Annotated in this window: 19 protein-coding genes, 1 pseudogene and 1 riboswitch; of the genes and pseudogenes, 11 read left to right on the plus strand and 9 right to left on the minus strand. The window is 71.9% G+C overall.

Features of this window, described 5'->3' with window-relative positions:
• Window positions 1–39 precede the first annotated feature (39 nt).
• Window positions 40–333 carry a hypothetical protein gene (locus HNR57_RS05760; protein WP_030837127.1) on the plus strand — a complete coding sequence of 98 codons (294 nt, stop codon included), beginning with the start codon at window positions 40–42 and terminating at the stop codon, window positions 331–333.
• Window positions 334–411: 78 nt separating this feature from the next.
• Here the strand turns inward: HNR57_RS05760 and HNR57_RS05765 are convergent, their stop codons facing one another.
• From HNR57_RS05765 to HNR57_RS05775, 3 genes are read right to left on the minus strand one after another with little or no spacing between them, the layout of a single operon-like run.
• Entirely contained in the window at window positions 412–1,482 is a 1,071-nt protein-coding gene (locus HNR57_RS05765) for a prenyltransferase/squalene oxidase repeat-containing protein (RefSeq protein ID WP_184557142.1), read from the minus strand.
• Window positions 1,479–2,213 carry a class I SAM-dependent methyltransferase gene (locus HNR57_RS05770; RefSeq protein WP_161366924.1) on the minus strand — a complete coding sequence of 245 codons (735 nt, stop codon included), beginning with the start codon at window positions 2,211–2,213 and terminating at the stop codon, window positions 1,479–1,481. The genes HNR57_RS05765 and HNR57_RS05770 overlap by 4 nt, the downstream gene beginning before the upstream one ends.
• On the minus strand, window positions 2,207–3,652 hold the full coding sequence (locus tag HNR57_RS05775) for a glycosyltransferase family 4 protein (protein ID WP_184557145.1): 1,446 nt from the start codon (window positions 3,650–3,652) through the stop codon (window positions 2,207–2,209). The genes HNR57_RS05770 and HNR57_RS05775 overlap by 7 nt, the downstream gene beginning before the upstream one ends.
• A gap of 211 nt (window positions 3,653–3,863) precedes the next feature.
• Between HNR57_RS05775 and HNR57_RS05780 the strand changes: the two genes are divergently transcribed.
• Entirely contained in the window at window positions 3,864–4,523 is a 660-nt protein-coding gene (locus tag HNR57_RS05780) for a TetR family transcriptional regulator (protein WP_184557148.1), read from the plus strand.
• Window positions 4,524–4,819: 296 nt separating this feature from the next.
• Here the strand turns inward: HNR57_RS05780 and HNR57_RS05785 are convergent, their stop codons facing one another.
• A complete protein-coding gene (locus HNR57_RS05785; protein WP_184557150.1) occupies window positions 4,820–5,053 on the minus strand; it encodes a ferredoxin in 234 nt (77 codons plus the stop codon).
• A 2-nt stretch (window positions 5,054–5,055) separates the two neighbouring features.
• Window positions 5,056–6,507, minus strand: coding sequence for an aldehyde dehydrogenase (locus HNR57_RS05790; protein ID WP_184557153.1), 1,452 nt, complete (start codon window positions 6,505–6,507; stop codon window positions 5,056–5,058).
• A 158-nt stretch (window positions 6,508–6,665) separates the two neighbouring features.
• On the opposite strand from HNR57_RS05790, the gene HNR57_RS05795 reads away from it, so the two are divergent.
• From HNR57_RS05795 to HNR57_RS05805, 3 genes and pseudogenes are all read left to right on the plus strand, one after another.
• The gene (locus tag HNR57_RS05795; protein WP_184557156.1) at window positions 6,666–7,691 is read left to right on the plus strand and encodes a Strvi_7410 family MBL fold metallo-hydrolase; all 1,026 of its coding nucleotides are present in this window, start codon (window positions 6,666–6,668) and stop codon (window positions 7,689–7,691) included.
• 57 nt (window positions 7,692–7,748) lie between these two features.
• Window positions 7,749–7,958: pseudogene (locus HNR57_RS05800) on the plus strand (nuclear transport factor 2 family protein); the annotation flags it as partial.
• A gap of 58 nt (window positions 7,959–8,016) precedes the next feature.
• Window positions 8,017–8,922, plus strand: a complete 906-nt coding sequence (locus HNR57_RS05805) for a Sco1979 family transcriptional regulator (RefSeq protein ID WP_184557159.1) — start codon at window positions 8,017–8,019, stop codon at window positions 8,920–8,922.
• 13 nt (window positions 8,923–8,935) lie between these two features.
• Here the strand turns inward: HNR57_RS05805 and HNR57_RS05810 are convergent, their stop codons facing one another.
• Window positions 8,936–9,751 (minus strand): SAM-dependent methyltransferase, encoded by an 816-nt coding sequence (locus tag HNR57_RS05810; protein WP_184557162.1) that lies wholly within the window; start codon window positions 9,749–9,751, stop codon window positions 8,936–8,938.
• Between the two features lie 325 nt (window positions 9,752–10,076).
• Window positions 10,077–10,184, plus strand: a riboswitch (cobalamin riboswitch).
• 92 nt (window positions 10,185–10,276) lie between these two features.
• On the opposite strand from HNR57_RS05810, the gene HNR57_RS05815 reads away from it, so the two are divergent.
• The 5 genes from HNR57_RS05815 to HNR57_RS05835 are packed head-to-tail and all read left to right on the plus strand — an operon-like array spanning window position 10,277 to window position 15,704.
• Window positions 10,277–11,491 (plus strand): SCO2321 family membrane protein, encoded by a 1,215-nt coding sequence (locus HNR57_RS05815; RefSeq protein WP_184557165.1) that lies wholly within the window; start codon window positions 10,277–10,279, stop codon window positions 11,489–11,491.
• Entirely contained in the window at window positions 11,488–12,123 is a 636-nt protein-coding gene (locus tag HNR57_RS05820) for an SCO2322 family protein (RefSeq protein WP_184557169.1), read from the plus strand. The genes HNR57_RS05815 and HNR57_RS05820 overlap by 4 nt, the downstream gene beginning before the upstream one ends.
• A complete protein-coding gene (locus tag HNR57_RS05825; protein WP_184557172.1) occupies window positions 12,116–13,207 on the plus strand; it encodes an energy-coupling factor transporter transmembrane component T in 1,092 nt (363 codons plus the stop codon). The genes HNR57_RS05820 and HNR57_RS05825 overlap by 8 nt, the downstream gene beginning before the upstream one ends.
• On the plus strand, window positions 13,204–14,859 hold the full coding sequence (locus tag HNR57_RS05830; protein ID WP_184557175.1) for an ABC transporter ATP-binding protein: 1,656 nt from the start codon (window positions 13,204–13,206) through the stop codon (window positions 14,857–14,859). The genes HNR57_RS05825 and HNR57_RS05830 overlap by 4 nt, the downstream gene beginning before the upstream one ends.
• Complete coding sequence (locus HNR57_RS05835; RefSeq protein WP_184557178.1) at window positions 14,856–15,704, plus strand: ECF transporter S component; 849 nt, start codon at window positions 14,856–14,858, stop codon at window positions 15,702–15,704. The genes HNR57_RS05830 and HNR57_RS05835 overlap by 4 nt, the downstream gene beginning before the upstream one ends.
• A 204-nt stretch (window positions 15,705–15,908) precedes the next feature.
• Here the strand turns inward: HNR57_RS05835 and HNR57_RS05840 are convergent, their stop codons facing one another.
• Window positions 15,909–17,144: a cytochrome P450 gene (locus tag HNR57_RS05840; RefSeq protein WP_184557181.1), complete on the minus strand. Its 1,236-nt coding sequence runs from the start codon at window positions 17,142–17,144 to the stop codon at window positions 15,909–15,911.
• Between the two features lie 218 nt (window positions 17,145–17,362).
• Here HNR57_RS05840 and HNR57_RS05845 point away from each other — a divergent pair, with 218 nt between their 5' ends.
• Window positions 17,363–18,532, plus strand: coding sequence for a steroid 3-ketoacyl-CoA thiolase (locus HNR57_RS05845; protein WP_184557195.1), 1,170 nt, complete (start codon window positions 17,363–17,365; stop codon window positions 18,530–18,532).
• Here the strand turns inward: HNR57_RS05845 and HNR57_RS05850 are convergent.
• Window positions 18,516–18,710 (minus strand): DUF397 domain-containing protein, encoded by a 195-nt coding sequence (locus tag HNR57_RS05850; protein ID WP_184557198.1) that lies wholly within the window; start codon window positions 18,708–18,710, stop codon window positions 18,516–18,518. The genes HNR57_RS05845 and HNR57_RS05850 overlap by 17 nt on opposite strands.
• A complete protein-coding gene (locus HNR57_RS05855) occupies window positions 18,679–19,518 on the minus strand; it encodes a helix-turn-helix domain-containing protein (RefSeq protein WP_184557201.1) in 840 nt (279 codons plus the stop codon). Before HNR57_RS05855 ends, HNR57_RS05850 begins: the two co-directional genes overlap by 32 nt.
• Between the last annotated feature and the right edge of the window lie 54 nt (window positions 19,519–19,572).

Genomic DNA, 19,572 nt, shown 5'->3' on the forward strand with positions numbered 1-19,572 from the left:
GCCGGGTTTCATCCAGAGTTCAAGGGCAATCCGGAGAGTATGTCCCCTCGATATCGCAACGGTGCGAATCAAGCCGGCACGATCGTCGCGGTCGTGGCCGACATCATGGCCCTGATCCTGGGTCTCTGGATCCTGATGTACCTGCTGGATGCCAACCCGGGCAACTCGTTCGTCCAGTTCATCCACGACGCGGCCCGCTGGCTCGCCGGCTGGTCGCACGACCTGTTCACCTTCGACGAGGCGTGGGCCCGAGTGGTCTGCGGCTACGGCCTGGCAGCGGTGGTGTACCTGTTCATCGGCCACGCCATCGCCAATCGAGCACACCGGCATTGATGCCTCAGGGGCGCGGGCAACTGCGCGATCGACCACGCACTACCCGCGCCCGCACAACAGGCGACGCCCCCCGAGCTCCTAGGCGCAGCAGTCCGACTCGAGCCCGACAGGCAACTCCGCACCACCGAACACCTGGCACGTGGCCTCGTGCCCCCCGAGCGCGGCCACGGCCAGCAACAACGACCCCGCGGTCCACGTGGTCAGCTCCCGCGGCCAGACCGCGTCGTCGTCGAACACGTACCCGGTCCAGTACAGCCCGCTCTCCGGATCCCGCAGGTGCTGGATCGACTGCAGGATCTCCAGCGCTCGGTCGGACTCCCCCATCGCCCACAGCGCGAGCGCGAGTTCGGCCGACTCACCGCCCGTCACCCACGGGTTGGGAACCACACACCGCACGCCCAGCCCGGGGACGACGAACCGGTCCCAGTCCTCCTCGATCCGGGCCTTGGCCTCCGCCCCGGTCAGCGCACCGCCGAGCACCGGGTAGTACCAGTCCATCGAGTACCGGTTCTTGTCGAGGAACCGCTCGGGGTGGTGGCGTATGGCGTGCCGCAGCGCACCCGCCGCCAACTCCCAGTCCGGTTGGGCCTCTTCGCGCTGCTCGGCGATGGCCAGGGCGCAGCGCAGCGCGTGGTGGATGGAGGAGCTGCCCGTCAGCAGGGCGTCCGCCGTCTGCGTACCGTCGTCGTCGCGCCGCCAGCCGATCTGCCCGCCGGGCTGCTGGAGGCGGAGCACGAACTCCACCGCCGCGTACACCGCCGGCCACATCCGGTCCAGGAACGCGTCGTCGCCGGTGGAGAGGTAGTGGTGCCAGACGCCGACGGCTATGTAGGCGACGAAGTTGGTCTCCCGGCCCCGGTCGGTGACCGCGTCGGGATCGCCGTCGGTGTAGGCGGCGTACCAGGAGCCGTCCTCGTTCTGGTGCCGGGCCAGCCACAGGTAGGCGCGCTCCGCGGCCTCGTGCTCACCGGCCGTGTCGAGGGCCATGGCGGCCTCGACGTGGTCCCACGGGTCGAGGTGGTGCCCCCGGAACCAGGGGATCGCGCCGTCCTCGCGCTGCACGGCGAGGATGCCGGCGACGGTCGCGGCGGCCTGCCCGGCGGTGAGGACCCCGGGCAGGACGAGGTGTTCTGTCCGGGGGGTCGTCACTTGGCGTCCACCCGGGGGAGGTGCGGCTTGGTCGCGTACGCCACGAAACTCTTGCCGATCAGCGGGTTCAGCGCCTGCTCGGCGACCCGGGTGGCCAGCGGCTTCTTCATGATGTCCCAGACGAGCAGCTTGTGGTACGCCCGCACCGGCAGCGCCTTGTCGTTGTCGACGCCGAACGCGCACTTGAGCCACCAGTAGGGCGAGTGCAGGGCGTGCGCGTGGTGCGTGCCGTACGGCTCCAGGCCGGCCTCGCGGATCTTCTCCACCAGCTCGTCGGCCTTGTAGATGCGGATGTGGCCGCCCTCGACCTCGTGGTAGGCGTCGGAGAGGGCCCAGCAGACCTTCTCGGGCCCGTAGCGCGGGACGGTGACGGCGATGCGCCCGCCGGGCTTGAGCACCCGCACCATCTCCGCGAGGACGCCCTTGTCGTCGGGGATGTGCTCCATCACCTCGGAGATGATCACGACGTCGAAGGACTCGTCGGGGAAGGGCAGCGCGAGGGCGTCGCCCTCCATGGCCGTGGCGGTGGCGCCCTCGGGGGCCTCGCCGGCCTCCTTCATCGCCGCGAACCACTTGGCGACCTCGCGGATCTCGTCGGCGTTCTGGTCCAGCGCCACGACCTGCGCGCCCCGCCGGTAGCACTCGAAGGCGTGCCGGCCGGCACCGCAGCCGAGGTCCAGGACGCGGTCGCCCGGGGCGAGCGGGAACCGGGAGAAGTCGACGGTCAGCACGTGGCCCTGCTTTCGGAGTTGACGCCTTCTACATCTGCCGGGGCTGCCGAGGCAGCACCTGCTGTGCCTGCCGGGGCTACGGCCACGGCACCTGTCGAGGGGGCCGGATGCCCGGGAGCCCGCGGGACGGTGCGGACCCCGGCCCGCTCGATGGCCTCGCGGTAGCGGGCCACCGTGCCCTCCGCGGCCCTGGCCCAGGTGAAGTGCCGGAGCACGCGTTCCCGTCCGGCCGCGCCGAGCCGGGCGCGCAGCTCCGCGTCGCCCAGCAGCCGGCCCAGGCCCGCGGCGAGCGCGCCCGCGTCGCCGGGCGGTACCGCCAGGCACGTCTCACCGTCGCGGCCGGCGACCTCGGGTATGGCCCCGCCGGTCGTGGCGAGCAGCGGCGTGCCCGTCGCCATGGCCTCGGCGGCCGGGAGCGAGAAGCCCTCGTAGAGCGACGGCACGCAGGCGACCTGCGCCGAGCGCACGAGGTCGACGAGTTCCGCGTCGGTGATGCCCTTGACGAACTCGACGGCCCCGGCGAGGCCGTAGCGCTCCATCGCCTGGGCGACCGGTCCTTCGGTGGGGCGCTTGCCGACGACGACGAGATGGGCGCCGGGGTGCTCGGTACGCACCTTGGCCAGGGCCTCGACGAGGTGCACCAGGCCCTTCAGCGGCACGTCCGCGCTGGACGTCGTCACGATCCGGCCCGGCACGACCGGCACCGAGGGGTCGGGCGAGAACAGGTCGGTGTCGGCGCCGATGTGGACCACGTGGATGCGGTCCCGCCGGACACCGAGGTGGTCGATGATCTCCTGCCGCGAGGTGCCGGACACGGTGAGCACGGACGGGAGCCGGCGCGCGACGCGCTTCTGCATGCGCGTGAAGGCGTACCAGCGCCGCACCGACAGGCGCCGCTTCCGGCCCTCCGCCGCGTCCAGCTCCAGCTGCCGGTCGACGGTGATGGGGTGGTGGACGGTCGTCACCAGGGGCGCGCCGACATCGCCCAGCAGGCCGTAGCCGAGGGTCTGGTTGTCGTGCACGACGTCGAACTCGCCGCGGCGGGCGCGCAGGTGGCGGCGGGCGCGCAGCGAGAAGGTCAGCGGTTCCGGGAAGCCGCCCGTCCACATCGTCGCGACTTCCAGCGCGTCGATCCAGTCGCGGTACTCGCCGCGCCCCGGCGTGCGGAAGGGGTCCGGCTGGCGGTACAGGTCGAGGCTGGGCAGCTCGGTGAGGCTCAGCCCGTCGTAGCCCTCGTCGAGGACGGGGTACGGCTGGGCGCCGATGACCTCGACCCGGTGGCCGAGGCGGGCCAGTTCGCGGGAGAGATGCCGGACATAGACGCCCTGTCCGCCGCAGAACGGGTTCCCTTTATAGGTGAGGAGCGCGATGTGGAGCGGTCGCAAGCCGTCGGCGGCGGGGCCCTCCGTAGCCCCGGCCTGACTGGCCTCAGCGGTCACTCTGGGCCCCCTTCTCCCTGCACTGTCCCGCGAGATTACGCCGGGACGCTAATCTAGAACAAGTTTCAGACTTGATCGTTCGGAGGCTCTGAATCTACCGGCAGGTAGGGGTGCTGTGAGCAGTGGATCAGGTGATTCACGCCACGACCGGCGCCGTGCCATGCTGTGTGATCACTCGTCCTCACGGACGGTCACGGAACGGGACCGACACATGCCCGCGGAAGCCAAGGTGAGCGCCAAGGTGAACAAGCCGGCCAAGGTGGAAGCCGGAGCGGCAGCCCCCGCCTCCCCGCCCCTCACGGAGCGGCAGGAGGCCCGCCGCCGCCGCATCCTGCACGCGAGTGCGCAGCTGGCCAGCCGGGGCGGCTTCGACGCCGTGCAGATGCGCGAGGTCGCGGAGTCCTCGCAGGTGGCGCTCGGCACGCTGTACCGCTACTTCCCGTCCAAGATCCATCTGCTGGTCGCCACGATGCAGGACCAGTTGGAGCACATGCACGGCACGCTGCGGAAGAAGCCCCCACAGGGCGAGACGGCGGCCGAGCGGGTCGCGGAGACGCTGATGCGGGCCTTCCGCGCCCTCCAGCGCGAGCCGCACCTGGCCGACGCGATGGTCCGCGCCCTCACCTTCGCCGACCGCAGCGTGAGCCCCGAGGTGGACCAGGTCTCCCGCCAGACGACGGCGATCATCCTGGACGCGATGGGCCAGGAGAACCCGACCCCGGAGCAGCTCTCGGCGGTCCGGGTCATCGAGCACACCTGGCACTCCGCGCTGATCACCTGGCTGTCGGGCCGCGCCTCGATCGCCCAGGTGAAGATCGACATCGAGACGGTGTGCCGCCTGATCGACCTGACGGCACCGGCCACTCCGTAGCCCCCCCGGACACACCAAGGACCTACGAGACGGGTTCCCTTCGCCGGCATGGTCCGGATCAGGTGATGGGGGTCGCCTTCCGGTCGCCCGGCCTTGCGGCCCTGCGTCCTTCCGGCCTCTCAGCCCTACCGTCGCAGTCGGCACCAGCGGAAGCCCTAACTTCACTTCCCGCCGACGTCGGCTACTCCGGTCGGACTCCCTCACTCATCTCGTAGGCCGATTTCCAGGATAGAACGCCCGCAAGGGAATGAAACCCCTCGTTCCATGATTTTTCGGGCGCTACGGCACTACGGGCGCTACTCGTCCGGCGGGAACACCGCCTCCCCGCTGTCCCCCAGCGTGATGGTGATCGCCTCCGCCGGGCAGCATTCGGCCGCCTCCAGCACCCGCTCGTTCGCGTCCATGTCCGGGGCGGTGGGACGGGACTGGCGGGCGGCGTCCAGGCGGAAGCCGTCCGGCGCGTGGTGGAGGCACTGCGCCGAGCCGATGCACAGGGAGCGGTCGACCTCGACGTGCCAGCGGTCGCCCATGGCTAGGCCTGCGCCGGCAGATGGATCATCTTGTACTCCAGGTACTCGCCGTACCCCTCGGGCCCGAACTCCCGCCCCAGCCCCGAGTTCTTGTAGCCGCCGAAGGGGCCGAGCATGTCCAGGCTGAAGGTGTTGACGGAGTACGTGCCCGTGCGGACCTGGCGCGCGATGTCGATGCCGTGCTCGACGTCCGCCGTCCAGACGCTGCCGCTCAGCCCGTAGTCGGAGTCGTTGGCGATCTTCACGGCGTCGGACTCGTCGTCGTAGGGCAGCAGGCAGATCACCGGGCCGAAGATCTCCTCGCGGGCGATGCGCATGGAGTTGTCGACGTCGCCGAAGAGGGTCGGCTCGACGTACCAGCCGCGGTCCATGCCGGCCGGGCGTCCGCCGCCGGTGAGGATCTTGGCGCCTTCCTCCTGCCCGATGCGGATGTAGTCGAGGTTGCGCTGCTGCTGCCGCCGGGCCACCAGCGGGCCCACCTGGGTCGCCGGGTCCAGCGGGTCGCCGACCGTCAGTGCGCCCGCCGCGGCGGCGAGGGCGTCGGCGAACTCGTCGTAGCGGGAGCGCGGCAGGAGGATGCGGGTCTGGGCCACACAGGCCTGCCCGTTGTTCATCCAGGCCGCCGGGGCGATGCCCGCCACGGCCGTCTCGATGTCCGCGTCGGGCAGCACGACGGCCGCCGACTTGCCGCCCAGTTCGAGCGTCACGCGGGTGAGGTTGCGGGCGGCGACCTCCATCACGCGCTTGCCGGCCGCGACCGACCCGGTGAAGGACACCTTGTCGACGCCGGGGTGCCCGACCAGGTACTCGCTGACCTCCCGGTCGGCGGGCAGGATCGACAGCACGCCCTCCGGCAGCCCGGCCTCGCGGGCGATCTCGCCGAGCAGGTAGGCGTCGAGCGGCGACTCGGGCGAGGGCTTGAGGACGACCGTGCATCCGGTGAGCAGGGCCGGGGCCAGCTTGGCGGCGGCGACGAACTGCGGGACGTTCCAGGGGACCACGGCGGCCACGACCCCGACGGGCTCGCGCCGGACGAGGATCCGGCCCAGCACGCCGTCGCGCCGCTCCTCGTGGGTGAAGTTCCGGGCGACGGTGATGGCCGAGTCCCAGACCATCACCGCGCCGAGCGCCTGGGCGAGGACGCTCCAGGAGTACGGCGAGCCGTTCTGGGCGGAGATCACGCGGGCGATCTCGTCGTGCCGGAGGGCGACGGCGTCCTTGATGCGGCCCACGACCTCGATCCGTTCGTCGAGGCTCATGCGCGGCCAAGGGCCCTCGTCGAACGCGCGCCGGGCCGCCGCCACGGCCCGGTCCACATCCGCCGTCGAGGCGTGCGGGACGCGCCCGATGACCTCCTCGGTGTGCGGTGAGACCACCTCGATGACGTCCTGGCCCAGGGGGTCGGTCAACTCCCCGCCGATGAACAGCTGTCCGTGTTCCACGAGTTCGGTCATGGCCGACTGCCTCCCCGGGAGCGTTCTCTGACGGTTCATCAGATATGCCCACTGATACCAGCCCCGCCCCGAGGAGTCCACGGACCGCGCAGCACCGGGGGACCCCCATTGGAACCCGTTCTAGTTATAGTGACGGGGAGCCGGCGACAGGGGAGCCCATGACACAGGTGACCGATCACGGCGGAGGCGTCCGGTCGCTGCGGGTCCCGATCCCGGACAACCCGCTCGGCCACACGCTGGTGTACGTCGTCGACACCGACCGCGGCCCGGTGCTGATCGACACCGGCTGGGACGACCCGGAGTCCTGGGACACCCTCGCGCGGGGCCTCACGGCCTGCGGCACTTCCGCGGCCGAGATACACGGCGTGGTCATCACCCACCACCACCCGGACCACCACGGCCTGTCCGGCCGGGTCCGGGAGGCGTCGGGCGCGTGGATCGCGATGCACGCGGCGGACACCGCGGTCGTACGGCGGACCCGGGAGGCCCGCCCCGAACGCTGGTTCACCTACATGGCGGCCAAGCTCACCGCGGCCGGTGCCCCCGAGGAACACGTCGCACCCCTGCGGCAGCCCCGCCGCCGCACCCTGCCCGGCCTCTCCCCCGCCCTGCCCGACCGCGACATCGTCCCCGGCGAACTCCTGGAGCTGCCCGGCCGCCGCCTGCGCGCGATCTGGACGCCGGGGCACACACCCGGCCACGTCTGCCTCCACCTGGAGGAGACCCACCCGGCGCAACTCCCGGGCCGGGGGCGCCTGTTCTCCGGCGACCACCTGCTGCCCGGGATCACCCCGCACATCGGCCTCTACGAGGATCCGGACGACGCCACGGTCACCGACCCCCTCGGCGACTACCTCGACTCCCTGGAGCGCGTCGGGCGGCTGGCCCCCGCCGAGGTCCTCCCGGCCCACCAGCACCCGTTCTCCGACGCCGCCGGCCGCGTACGCGAGTTGCTCACCCACCACGAGTCCCGCCTGACCGCCCTGCTGGCGCTGCTCGCCGAGCCCCTCACCCCCTGGCAGCTCGCCGAGCGCATGGAGTGGAACCGCCCCTGGGCCGAGATCCCGTACGGTTCCCGCACCATCGCCGTCTCGGAGGCCGAGGCGCATCTGCGGCGGCTGGTGAAGCTGGGCCGGGCGGAGGCGGTGCCGGGGAGCGACCCGGTGACGTACGCGGCGGCGTAGACGTACCCGGCCGCGCAAGGAGTGTTAGAAAAGGAGGACGGCCTCTGCCAGTGGCCGGCGCAGGCGGTCTCCTACTTCACGACGTACCGCGTCGACGGCTACGAGGGCGGTGTCGTCCCGGCCGGGCCGCCGGTCCGGATCGGGCACTACGAGGACACGTTCCGCCGGGTGGGCGACGGGAACTGGCTGCTTGCCTCACGGACCCTCCACCTTCCCTTCGGCGGCCCCACACCGCGTGCGAACATGCCCGCGTCACAGGGCTCTTGACGTTGCCGGGCGCCCCCTAGGATGGTCGGACGCAACGCTCGCACCGGGAGAGATGCCCATGGGCACCGAAGAGGCCGCACGCACGACGACCGGCAGCGGGACCCTGGACGGCGGGTGCACCGGGCCCATGGTGCCGCGCCTCGCCCTCGGCGCCCGGCTGCGCGGGCTGCGGGAGGAACGGGGCATCGGCCGGGCGGACGCCGGGCACGTCATCCGTGCCTCCCCCTCCAAGATCAGCCGTATGGAGGCCGGCCGCCACGGCTTCAAACTGCGTGACGTCGCCGATCTGCTCACCCTCTACGGCGTCACGGACGAGGCAGAGCGGGCCACCCTGCTGGCGCTCGCCGAGCAGGCCAACACCCCCGCCTGGTGGCGCCACTACAGCGATGTCGTGCCCGCCTGGACGCAGACCTACCTCGGGGCCGAGCAGGCGGCGAGCCTCATCCGCTGCTTCCGGGTCCAGCGCGTCCCCGGTCTGCTGCAGACCGCCGACTACGCCCGGGCCGGCGTCCGGCTCGCCCACCCGGATGCCGGTGCGGCGGAGACCGACCGCCGCGTCGCGCTGCGGATGGCCCGCCAGCGGATCCTGCACCGGGAGCCGGCGACCCAGCTGTGGGCCGTGATCGACGAGGCGGCGCTGCGCCGCCCGGTGGGCGGTATCCGTGTGATGCGGGACCAGCTCAGGCATCTCATCGAGATGTGCCGGCTCCCGCACGTCACGGTGCAGATCCTGCCGTTCGTGGCCGGCGCGCACGCGGCCGAGGGCGGTCCGGTCACCATTCTGCGGCTGCCCGGCGGGCAGTTGCCCGACGTGGTCTGCCTGGAGCAGCTCACCACCGCGCTCTACCCCGACCGGCCGGCCGACATCGAGTGCTACTGGGACGCCATGAACCGGCTGGTGGTCGAAGCCGAGTCGCCGGACGAGACTCCGACCATCCTGCACCGCATCCTTCAGGAGACCTGAGCCGCCGGGCGGTTCAGCGTTTGAGGGCGACGCCGCCGTACTGGTGCACCTCGGCGGGGAGGCCCAGGGCCGCCGCGTCGGGGCGCCAGCGCGAGCAGGAGGCCACGCCCGGTTCGAGCAGTTCCAGGCCGTCGAAGTAGCGCGCGATCTGCTCGGGGCTGCGCAGGATGTACGGGACCGAACCGCCGTCGTTGTACTGCTGGATGGCGCGGACGTAGTCCTCGCTGGTGTCGGTCGAGTCGTACTGCACGAGGTAGCTGCCGGGGGGCAGGGCGTCCACCAGCTGCCGGACGATCGAGCGGGCTTCGTCGTGGTCCTCGATGTGACCCAGGATGCCCATCAGCATGAGGGCGACGGGCCGGTCGAAGTCCAGGGTCTTCCCGGCCTCGCGGACGATCGTGCCCGGCTCGCGCAGGTTGGCGTCCACGTAGTTGGTGACGCCTTCCGGTGTGCTGGTGAGCAGGGCGCGGGCGTGGGCCAGCACCAGGGGGTCGTTGTCGACGTAGACGATCCGGCTCTCCGGGGCCACCCGCTGGGCGATCTGGTGGGTGTTATCCACATTTGGCAGGCCGGTGCCGATGTCCAGGAACTGGCGGATGCCCTCCTCGGCGGCGAGGTGGCGCACGGCGCGGGCGAGGAAGTAGCGGGCGGCGCGGGCGCCGGTCTCGATGCCGGGGAAGATCTCGCGGAACGCGTCACCGGCCAGCCGGTCGACTTCGTAGTTGTCCTTCCCGCCCAGCCAGTAGTTCCAGATCCGGGCCGAGTGCGGCACCGAGGTGTCGATCTTGGGGAACGGCTCCTGCTCGGGGTTCTCCGCCTGGTCGGTCATGGACGCTCCTGCGTGTGTGGTCGGGAAGCCCCACGTTAGCCGCTCCGCGCCCGGGAGAGGATCAACTCCTCTGCGCTTTCCACGAGTTCGGCTTCGGCCCGGCGCCCGGATCCGAGCAGCCGTCCCCGCGGTGGCGTGATCGGCGCGAAGCGAAGCCCCCTCACCCGCGACACCCCACCGACCCGAGCCGCTCCGCCGCTCCGCCGCCACCGAACGACAGCCACTCCGATCGCCCCGCCCGCACGTGACCAAGCCCCCACCCGGCCCCCTCGGCCCGATTCCTACGTGCGGGTACAGTAAGCGGGTCGTCATCACACCGTACGGGGGGAAGCCGGTGCAATTCCGGCGCTGACCCGCAACCGTAAGCCGCCACGCGTGGTGGTGAGCCGGATCGCCCTTACGGTTCGTGACCGGCTCGCGTGCCCGGCAGACCGCCGGGCACGGCACCGTCGAGGTATACGGAGCCGAGCCGCCGGGGTGTCCCGTGCTGCCCGGCTCCCCCACAGGGAGAGGCACCCGCCGATCATGAACGTCCGCCGCAGCGCCGCGGTCCTGGCCGCCACCGCCGTGATCGGCGCCGCCACCCCGGCCGCCGCCGCCCCGTCCCCGTCGCCGTCCCAGGCGTTCCCCTCCGCCCTGTACGGCGACTCCGACCCGAAGTACGACGGCGTCTGGCGCCAGTCGCTCGCGCTGCTCGCGCAGGACACCGTGGGGGTGAAGCCGGCGGAGAAGTCCGTGCAGTGGCTGGTGCGCCAGCAGTGCGCGGACGGCGGCTTCGCCTCCTACCGCCCCGACCCCACCACCGCGTGCGACGCCAAGACCATGCTCGACACCAACGCCACGTCCGCCGCCGTGCAGGCCCTCACCGCGCTCGGCGGGCACGACGGCACCACCCGCAAGGCCGTCGGCTGGCTGAAGTCCGTACAGAACGAGGACGGCGGCTGGGGCTACTCGCCCGGCGGGGCCAGCGACACCAACTCGACGTCGATCGTCATAGGGGCGCTCGCCGCCGCGGGCGAGAAGCCGGACCAGGTCGAGAAGGACGGCAAGTCGCCCCACGACGCGCTGCTGAAGCTCGCCCTGCCCTGCGGCGGCGACGGCGACGGCGCCTTCGCGTTCCAGCCGGACAAGAAGGGCCGGCTCGCCGCCAACGCGGACGCCACGGCGGCCGGTGTACTCGGCGCCCTGGACAAGGGCATGGTCGTCGAGCCCGGCAAGAAGTCCGACGCGGCCTGCGAGAAGGCCACGACGCCGCAGCAGGCGGCGGCGAACGGCGCGGGCTACCTCACCGCCGCCCTCGCCAAGGACGACAACCACCTCATGTCCGCCCTGGCCGGTGCCGAGCCCCAGCCCGACTTCGGCAACACCGCCGACGCGGTCGTCGCGCTCGCCGCGCGGGGGGACACCGCGCAGGCGGAGAAGTCCGTGCGGTGGCTGGAGAAGAACTCCGCGTCCTGGGCCGCCCAGAGCGGTCCGGCCGCCTACGCCCAGCTGATCTTCGCCGCCCACGCGACGGGCACGAACCCGCGTGACTTCGGCGGCGCGGACCTCGTCAAGCAGCTGGGCGCGACGGGCCCGGCCCCGCAGGCCGCCGGGAAGAACGGGACCAAGGCCGCGGACGAGAAGGAGGACTCCGGCTCGGACTTCTTCGGGGTCTGGTGGTACGTCGGCGTCTGCCTGGTCGCCGGCATCGGCATCGGGTTCCTGTTCACCGGCCGCAAGAAGCAGCAGCAGCTGTGATCCGCCGGGCCGTTCTCCTCCTCCTGGCCTCGCTCCTGCTGTGCGCGGGCGCGGGCCAGGCCCAGGCCGCCGGTTACCGGTACTGGTCGTTCTGGGAGCGCGACGCCGGCCGCTGGGTCTACGCCACCCAGGGCCCGTCCCTGGCCCGCCCCTCCGACGGCGACGTCCAGGGCTTCCGCTTCGCGGTGAGCGAGGACTCCGCGAGCGCGGTCCGGCCGCGCGGCACCGCCGACTTCGCGACGATCTGCGCGAAGACGCCCGCGCAGGACGGCAGGAAGCGGGTGGCCCTGGTCATCGACTTCGGCACACCGTCGGACGCCCCCGGGGGCGAATCCCCGCCCGCCGCCCGCACGGCCTGCGCCCGGGTCTCCCCCGACGCGACGACGGCCGAGGCCCTGGCGGCGGTGGCCGAGCCGCTGCGCTACGACACCAACGCCCTGCTGTGCGCGATCTCGGGCTATCCGCGGAAGGGCTGTGGCGAGCAGGTCTCCCGGAAGCAGCGAGAGCACAAGCCGGCCGCGGAGCAGAACTCCCCCTCGGACGACGGGCCGTCCCTCAGCCTGATCGGCGGTATCGCCGTGGTGGTGGTCCTGGGCGGCGCGGCGATCTGGCAGGTACGGCGGCGTGGATAGCGGCCCTCGGCGTCGCGGCCGGGCCCAGCTGCATCCCGGCGCCTGGTGGCTCTGGGCGCTGGCGCTCGGCACCGCCGCCACCCGCACCACCAACCCCCTGCTCCTCGCGCTCCTCATCTCGGTCTCCGCGTACGTCGTGGCGACCCGCCGCCCCGACACCCCCTGGTCCCGCTCCTACGGCGCCTTCGTCAAGCTCGCCCTCGCGGTGATCCTCATCCGCCTCGGCTTCGCGATCGTCCTCGGCTCCCCCATCCCGGGCACGAACACCCTCCTCACCCTCCCCGAACTGCCCCTCCCCGCCTGGGCCCAGGGCATCCGGCTCGGCGGCGAGGTCACCGCGGAGGCCCTCACCTTCGCGCTGTACGACGGTCTGCGGCTGGCCACGCTCCTCATCTGCGTGGGCGCCGCGAACGCCCTCGCGAACCCCTCCCGTCTCCTCAAGTCCCTCCCGGGCGCCCTGTACGAGATGGGCGTCGCGGTCGTCGTCGCCCTCACCTTCGCCCCGAGCCTCATCGCCGACGTCCAGCGGCTGCGCGCCGCGCGCCGTCTGCGCGGGCGCCCGGACCAGGGCGTCCGGGGCTTGCTGCAGGTGGGGCTCCCGGTCCTGGAGGGCGCGCTGGAGCGTTCCGTCGCCCTGGCCGCCGCGATGGACGCCCGCGGCTACGGCCGTACCGCCCAGGTCCCGCCCGCCGTACGCCGTACCACCGCCGCCCTCACCCTCGGCGGCCTGCTCGGCGTCTGCGCGGGAACGTACGGTCTCCTCACGGCCGAGGGCGCCGCCTACGGTCTGCCCGTCCTCCTCGCGGGTCTCGCCGCCGCCCTCGCGGGCCTCAAGCTCGGCGGCCGCCGGTCCCTGCGCACCCGCTACCGCCCGGACCGCTGGGACGTGCGCGCCTGGCTGGTCGTCGCCTCCGGCGTCGCGGTGGCGGCCCTGCTCGCCCTCGCCGCGGCCCGTGACCCCGCGGCCCTCCACCCGGGCGTGGTCCCGCTGGTCGCCCCCACCCTCCCCCTCTGGCCGGCCGCGGCCGTCCTGCTCGGCCTGGTGCCCGCGTTCGTCGCCCCTGATCCCAAGGAGCTGTCGTGATCCGCTTCGAGGATGTCTCCGTGACCTACGACGGGGCCGCCGAACCCACCGTCCAGGGCATCGACTTCGAGGTCCCCGAAGGCGAACTCGTCCTGCTGGCGGGTCCGTCCGGCGTCGGCAAGTCCACCGTCCTGGGCGCGGTCAGCGGACTCGTCCCGCACTTCACCGGCGGCACCCTGCGCGGCCGGGTCACGGTCGCCGGCCGCGACACCCGCACCCACAAGCCGCGCGAACTGGCCGACGTCGTGGGGACGGTCGGCCAGGATCCGCTCTCCCACTTCGTCACGGACACCGTCGAGGACGAACTGGCCTACGGCATGGAGTCGCTGGGCCTCGCCCCGGACGTGATGCGCCGCCGCGTCGAGGAGACGCTGGACCTGCTGGGCCTCGCCGGCCTGCGTGACCGGCCGATCGCCACGCTCTCCGGCGGCCAGCAGCAGCGCGTCGCGATCGGCTCGGTCCTCACCCCGCACCCGGGCGTCCTCGTCCTGGACGAGCCGACCTCCGCGCTGGACCCGGCGGCCGCCGAGGAGGTGCTGGCCGTCCTCCAGCGGCTCGTGCACGACCTCGGCACGACGGTCCTCATGGCCGAACACCGTCTGGAACGCGTCATCCAGTACGCCGACCAGGTCGTCCTCCTGCCCGCCCCGGGCGCCTCCCCGCTCCTGGGCGACCCGGCCGAGGTGATGGCGGTGTCCCCGGTGTACCCCCCGGTGGTGGCCCTGGGCCGCCTGGCGGGCTGGACCCCTCTGCCCCTGACGGTCCGCGACGCCCGGCGCAGGGCAGGAGACCTGAAGCAACAGCTGCGCAACGCCCCTGACAAGGGGCGCGGGGAACCGCGCGACAAGCCACGGACAACCCGCGCCCGCAAGCGATCCGCACACCCCACCCCCGTAGGCCGAGCAGAAGCCCTCTCCGTACTCCGCGGCCGCGTCCAGGCCCTGAGCCACGTCGACCTCACCATCACCCCCGGCGAGACCATCGCCCTCATGGGCCGCAACGGCGCCGGAAAGTCCACCCTGCTCAACTCCCTGGTCGGCCTCGTCAAACCCAGCTCCGGAACCGTCCTCCTCGGCGATGCCACACCCCACCGCACCCCGCCGAAGGACCTCGTCCGCAAGGTCGGCCTGGTCCCCCAGGAGCCGCGCGACCTGCTCTACGCCGACACCGTCGCCGCCGAGTGCGCGGCGGCCGACCGGGACGCCGGAGCGGACCCCGGCACCTGCCGCGCCCTGGTCACCGAGCTGCTGCCCGGCGTCACCGACGGCACCCACCCCCGGGACCTCTCCGAGGGGCAGCGGCTCGCGCTCGCCCTGGCCGTCGTGCTGACCGCCCGGCCCCCGCTGCTCCTGCTGGACGAGCCGACCCGGGGCCTGGACTACGCGGCGAAGGCCCGGCTGGTCACGGTGCTGCGCGCGCTGGCCGCCGAGGGGCACGCCATCGTCCTGGCCACGCACGACGTGGAGCTCGCGGCGGAGATCGCCCACCGGGTGGTGCTGCTGGCCGAGGGCGAGGTGATCGCGGACGGACCGACGGCGGACGTCGTGGTCTCCTCGCCGTCCTTCGCCCCGCAGGTCACCAAGATCCTGGCGCCCCAGCACTGGCTCACGGTCACCGAGGTCCGCGCGGCCCTCCGGGAGAGCGGCCGATGAGCCTGAAGACGGCCACCCGCGGGCCCGCTCAGCGGCAGGCCCGGGCCGTCCGCCTCGGCCCCCGCTCCCTCACCGCCCTGGCCCTGGTCAGCGCGGTGGGCGTCGGCGGCTTCGGCTGGCCCTTCCTCGCCCCGCCCACGTCGCGGCTCAGCGCGCACGCGCAGGACGCGCCCTGGCTCTTCGCGGGCCTGCTGGTGCTGCTGGTGGCGGTCGTGGCCGCGGCGATCTCGGAGTCCGGGCTGGGTCCGAAGGCGGTCGCGATGCTCGGCGTGCTGGCCGCCACGGGGGCGGCCCTGCGGCCGATCGGCGCCGGTACCGCCGGGATCGAGCCGATGTTCTTCCTGATGGTGCTGAGCGGCCGGGTGCTCGGCCCGGGCTTCGGGTTCGTCCTCGGCTCGGTGACCATGTTCGCCTCCGCGCTGCTCACGGGCGGGGTCGGGCCGTGGCTGCCGTTCCAGATGCTGGCGATGGGCTGGTTCGCGATGGGCGCGGGCCTGCTGCCGGGCCCGGACCGGCTGCGCGGCCGGGCCGAACTCGCGATGCTCGCCGGTTACGGCTTCCTCGCCGCGTTCGCCTACGGCACGGTGATGAACATGGCGGGCTGGCCCTTCATGAGCGCCCTCGCCTCGAACGTGGCCTTCGACCCGCACGCGCCGGTCGCCACGAACCTGGCCCGTTTCGTCGCCTACTGCGTCACCACGTCGCTCGGCTGGGACCTGGGACGGGCCGTCGTCACGGTCGTCCTGACTCTCACGCTCGGCCCGGCCGTGCTCAGGGCACTGCGCCGGGCGACCCGCCGGGCGGCCTTCGAGACGCCCGTCACGTTCGAGGCGCCCCGGCAGTGAGGCCCCCCACATGACCCACGTCACGTACGAAGCAGGGCCGTAGGAACGCGGGCCCGGTCACACCGCCGGTGCCGCGCCTGACATGCGGCCCGGCCTAGTAGGACAGGGCTTTGCCGGTACGGGCGGGCCCTGTTTCCCTGGACGACCAGGCGACGGCCCCCAGATCCCCGGGGCCGTCGCCTGCGCCATGTCCGGCGCGGTACGTCAGCCCGTACTCACCGGAAGCTCCTTCACCCCGTTGATCCACGCCGACCGCAGCCGGCGCGGGTCCCCGACCAGCCTCAGCCCGGGCATGGCGTCGGCGATCGCGTTGAAGATGAGGTTGATCTCCAGCACCGCGAGGGACTTGCCGAGGCAGTAGTGCGGTCCGCCGCCGCCGAAACCGAGGTGCGGGTTGGGATCGCGGGTGACGTCGAAGGTGTCCGGGTCGTCGAAGACCTCCGGGTCGTGATTGGCCGAGGCGTAGAACAGGCCCAGCCGGTCGCCCTTGCGGATGCGCTTGCCGCCGAGTTCGGTGTCCTCGGTGGCCGTGCGCTGGAAGGCGGCGACGGGGGTCGCCCAGCGCACGATCTCCTCGGCCGCCGTCTCCGGACGGTCGCTCTTGTACAGCTCCCACTGTCCGGGGTGGGTGAGGAAGGCGTGCATGCCGTGGGTGATGGCGTTGCGGGTGGTCTCGTTGCCCGCGACGGCCAGCATCAGCACGAAGAAGCCGAACTCGTCGGAGCTCAGGTTGCCCTCGTCCTCCGCCGCGACGAGCTGCGTGACGATGTCGTGCGCCGGGCACTGCTTGCGGTCGGCGGCCATGTTCATCGCGTAGGCGATGATCTCCGTGGCCGACTCGGCGCCGACCTCCTCGGTGATGGCGTACTCGGGATCGTCGTACGCGATCATCTTGTTGGACCAGTCGAAGATCTTGTCCCGGTCCTCCTGCGGGACACCCATGAGCTCGGCGATCGCCTGGAGGGGCAGTTCGCAGGCGACCTGGGTGACGAAGTCGAACGGCCCGGTGTGCGCGCGGGCGTTCTCGACGATGGAGTGGGCCCGCGCCCGCAGCCGGTCCTCCAGTGCCCGGATCGCCCGGGGCGTGAACCCGCGCTGCACGATCTGCCGGACCCGGGTGTGCTCCGGCGGGTCCATGTTCAGCAGGATCAGCCGCTGTGCGTCGATGGCGTCGCGCTCGATGTGCTCGTTGAAGCGGATGATCGCCGTGTTGAGGGACGACGAGAACAACTCGGGATGCGTGGAGACGTACTTGACGTCGGCGTGCCGGGTGACGGCCCAGTAGCCCTCGTCCCGGAAGCCGGCGAGACCGGCCCGCTGCGGCACCCAGCAGACCGGTTCGGCCCGGCGCAGCTCGGCGAACTCCGGCAGGGGCACGCGGTGGTGCAGCAGATCGGGGTCGGTGAAGTCGAACCCGTCGGGCAGCGCGGGACAGGGCATGGGCGGCTCCCACCACTCGTACCGACTCTGAGGTCTGACGGCCCATCAGCTGTGCGGAGTTGCGGTGACGGTAGTAACGGGTTCTACAAGTAGCAAGAGGCGTGGGCCTGCCAATTGCCCGCACGACTATTGCGGTCACCGAGCGGCCCTCAGCACACTACTGACAGAACTAGAACGCGTACTAGTTCCGCTGAGCCTCCCGGAGAGGACCCGCACCCATGGCTGCCGAACCCGTGATCGTCGAAGCCGTACGCACCCCCATCGGCAAGCGCGGCGGCGCGCTCGCCAACCTGCACCCCGCCTACCTCCTCGGCGAGACCTACCGCGAGCTCCTCGGCCGCACCGGCATCCCAGCCGACTGCGTGGAGCAGATCGTCGGCGGTACGGTCACACACGCCGGCGAGCAGTCCATGAACCCCGCGCGCACGGCCTGGCTGACCATGGGGCTTCCGTACGAGACGGCCGCGACGACCGTCGACGCGCAGTGCGGGTCGTCCCAGCAGGCCTCGCACATGGTGGCCAACCTGGTCGCGGCGGGCGTGATCGACGTCGGCATCTCGTGCGGGGTGGAGTCGATGTCGCGGGTGCCGCTGGGGTCGGGCTCGAAGCACGGGCCGGGCAAGCCGTTCCCCGACGAGTGGAACGTCGACCTGCCCAACCAGTTCGAGGCGGCCGAGCGCATCGCCCGGCACCGGGGCCTGACCCGCGAGGACGTCGACGCGCTCGGTCTCGCCTCGCAGGAACGGGCCGCCCACGCCTGGGCGGAGGAGCGCTTCAAACGGGAGACGTTCGCGGTCCAGGTCCCCACGACCGAGGAGGAGCAGCACGCCGGGCAGGGCATGTGGCGCCTGGTCGACAGGGACGAGGGCCTGCGCGACACGACGGCGGAGGCCCTGGCCGCCCTGAAGCCGATCATGCCGACGGCGGTGCACACGGCCGGCAACTCGTCGCAGATCTCCGACGGGGCGTCGGCGGTCATGTGGGCGTCGAAGAGGATGACCCGGGCGCTGAAGCTGAGGCCCCGGGCCCGGATCGTGGCCCAGGCGTTGGTCGGTTCCGACCCGCACTTCCACCTCGACGGCCCGATCGACGCGACGAACGCCGTGCTGGGCAAGGCCGGGATGTCGTTGAAGGACATCGACCTCGTGGAGATCAACGAGGCGTTCGCGTCGGTCGTACTGAGCTGGGCCCGGGTCTTCGACCAGGACCTGTCGAAGGTGAACGTCAACGGCGGCGCGATCGCGCTCGGGCACCCGGTGGGAGCGACCGGGGCCCGGCTCATCACGACGGCACTTCACGAACTGGAGCGCGCGGACAAGGAGTTCGCGCTGATCACCATGTGCGCCGGGGGCGGTTTGGCCACCGGCACGATCATTCAGCGGTTGTAGAGGCCCAGTTGACGAAGGTCGTGAACGCGGCGGGATCGAGGGTGAGCATCGGTCCCGCCGGGTTCTTGCTGTCGCGTATCGCGATGACGGCAGAGCCTTCGGCGACCTCTACACAATCACCGCCCTGGTCACCGCTGTAGCTGGACTTACGCCACAGGGTCCCCACCTTGCTGGCCATAGCGTTCCTCCATTACGCGCCGGATCAACTCCGCCGAGTCCTTGAGGGAAAGCGCGGCGGCCCGAAGGTGATCGTAACGGAGCGAGCAGTCCTTGACGGTGTTCGGGTTTGCAGTCGGATGCCCGATGCCGTACCCCTCGGTATAGACAATGTCCGGGTCGCGTTCGAAGCGGTAGAGGTTGAATGCGCCTTGAAGCCCGACGTGCGCACCGGCCGAAAACGGGAGCACCTGGATGTTGATCCGGGAGTTGCGCTCAAAAGCCAACAGGTGGCCCAGTTGACCCCGCATGGTTTCAACACCGCCGATTTCCTGGTGCAGCGCCGCCTCGCTGATGACCATCCACAGGACCGGGGGCATCTCCTTCTCGAAGATGCGCTGGCGGGCCAGCCGTACGGCAGTGCGATCATCCAGGTCGGTCTGATCCAGCACTCCCAGGACGGCACGGGCGTACGAGGGTGCCTGGAGGAGCCCGTGCACCACGTGGGTCTGGAACGTGCAGATCTCCAGAGCCCTGCCCTCCAGCTCCGCCACCTGCTGAAACCACGCCGGAAGCCGACTCCGCAACACCAACTCGACGAGCCGGGAGAACATACCGTCGGTTCCCAGCGCCGCATCCGCCCGTTCGCTGAACTCCGGCGTCGGAAGTTTCCGCGCCGTCTCGATCTGGCCCACCAGGGAGCCCGTGTAGTTGAGGATGTCCCCCAACTGCCGCTGCGTCAGCCCGGCGGCCTCCCTGCGCCGCCGGAGCTCGAAGCCGTAGTAGTCGAGCGGCGACGCGCCCGGGTCAAGGGCGTTGATGTGGGTCACGGCAGAAGCCCCTCTCACGCAACCCGGTCCACAAAGGAACCGGTTGTATCCGTT

Source organism: Streptomyces paradoxus (assembly GCF_014202475.1).
Classification (GTDB): Bacteria; Actinomycetota; Actinomycetes; order Streptomycetales; family Streptomycetaceae; genus Streptomyces; species Streptomyces paradoxus.

Excerpts from the sequence above, each read along its gene's own strand:
- HNR57_RS05760 (WP_030837127.1), top strand. The coding sequence starts at position 40 with ATGTCCCCTCGATATCGCAACGGTGCGAATCAAGCCGGCACGATCGTC.
- HNR57_RS05780 (WP_184557148.1), top strand. The coding sequence starts at position 3,864 with ATGCCCGCGGAAGCCAAGGTGAGCGCCAAGGTGAACAAGCCGGCCAAG.
- HNR57_RS05785 (WP_184557150.1), bottom strand. The coding sequence starts at position 5,053 with ATGGGCGACCGCTGGCACGTCGAGGTCGACCGCTCCCTGTGCATCGGC.
- HNR57_RS05790 (WP_184557153.1), bottom strand. The coding sequence starts at position 6,507 with ATGACCGAACTCGTGGAACACGGACAGCTGTTCATCGGCGGGGAGTTG.
- HNR57_RS05795 (WP_184557156.1), top strand. The coding sequence starts at position 6,666 with ATGACACAGGTGACCGATCACGGCGGAGGCGTCCGGTCGCTGCGGGTC.
- HNR57_RS05805 (WP_184557159.1), top strand. The coding sequence starts at position 8,017 with ATGGGCACCGAAGAGGCCGCACGCACGACGACCGGCAGCGGGACCCTG.
- HNR57_RS05810 (WP_184557162.1), bottom strand. The coding sequence starts at position 9,751 with ATGACCGACCAGGCGGAGAACCCCGAGCAGGAGCCGTTCCCCAAGATC.
- HNR57_RS05815 (WP_184557165.1), top strand. The coding sequence starts at position 10,277 with ATGAACGTCCGCCGCAGCGCCGCGGTCCTGGCCGCCACCGCCGTGATC.
- HNR57_RS05835 (WP_184557178.1), top strand. The coding sequence starts at position 14,856 with ATGAGCCTGAAGACGGCCACCCGCGGGCCCGCTCAGCGGCAGGCCCGG.
- HNR57_RS05840 (WP_184557181.1), bottom strand. The coding sequence starts at position 17,144 with ATGCCCTGTCCCGCGCTGCCCGACGGGTTCGACTTCACCGACCCCGAT.
- HNR57_RS05845 (WP_184557195.1), top strand. The coding sequence starts at position 17,363 with ATGGCTGCCGAACCCGTGATCGTCGAAGCCGTACGCACCCCCATCGGC.
- HNR57_RS05850 (WP_184557198.1), bottom strand. The coding sequence starts at position 18,710 with ATGGCCAGCAAGGTGGGGACCCTGTGGCGTAAGTCCAGCTACAGCGGT.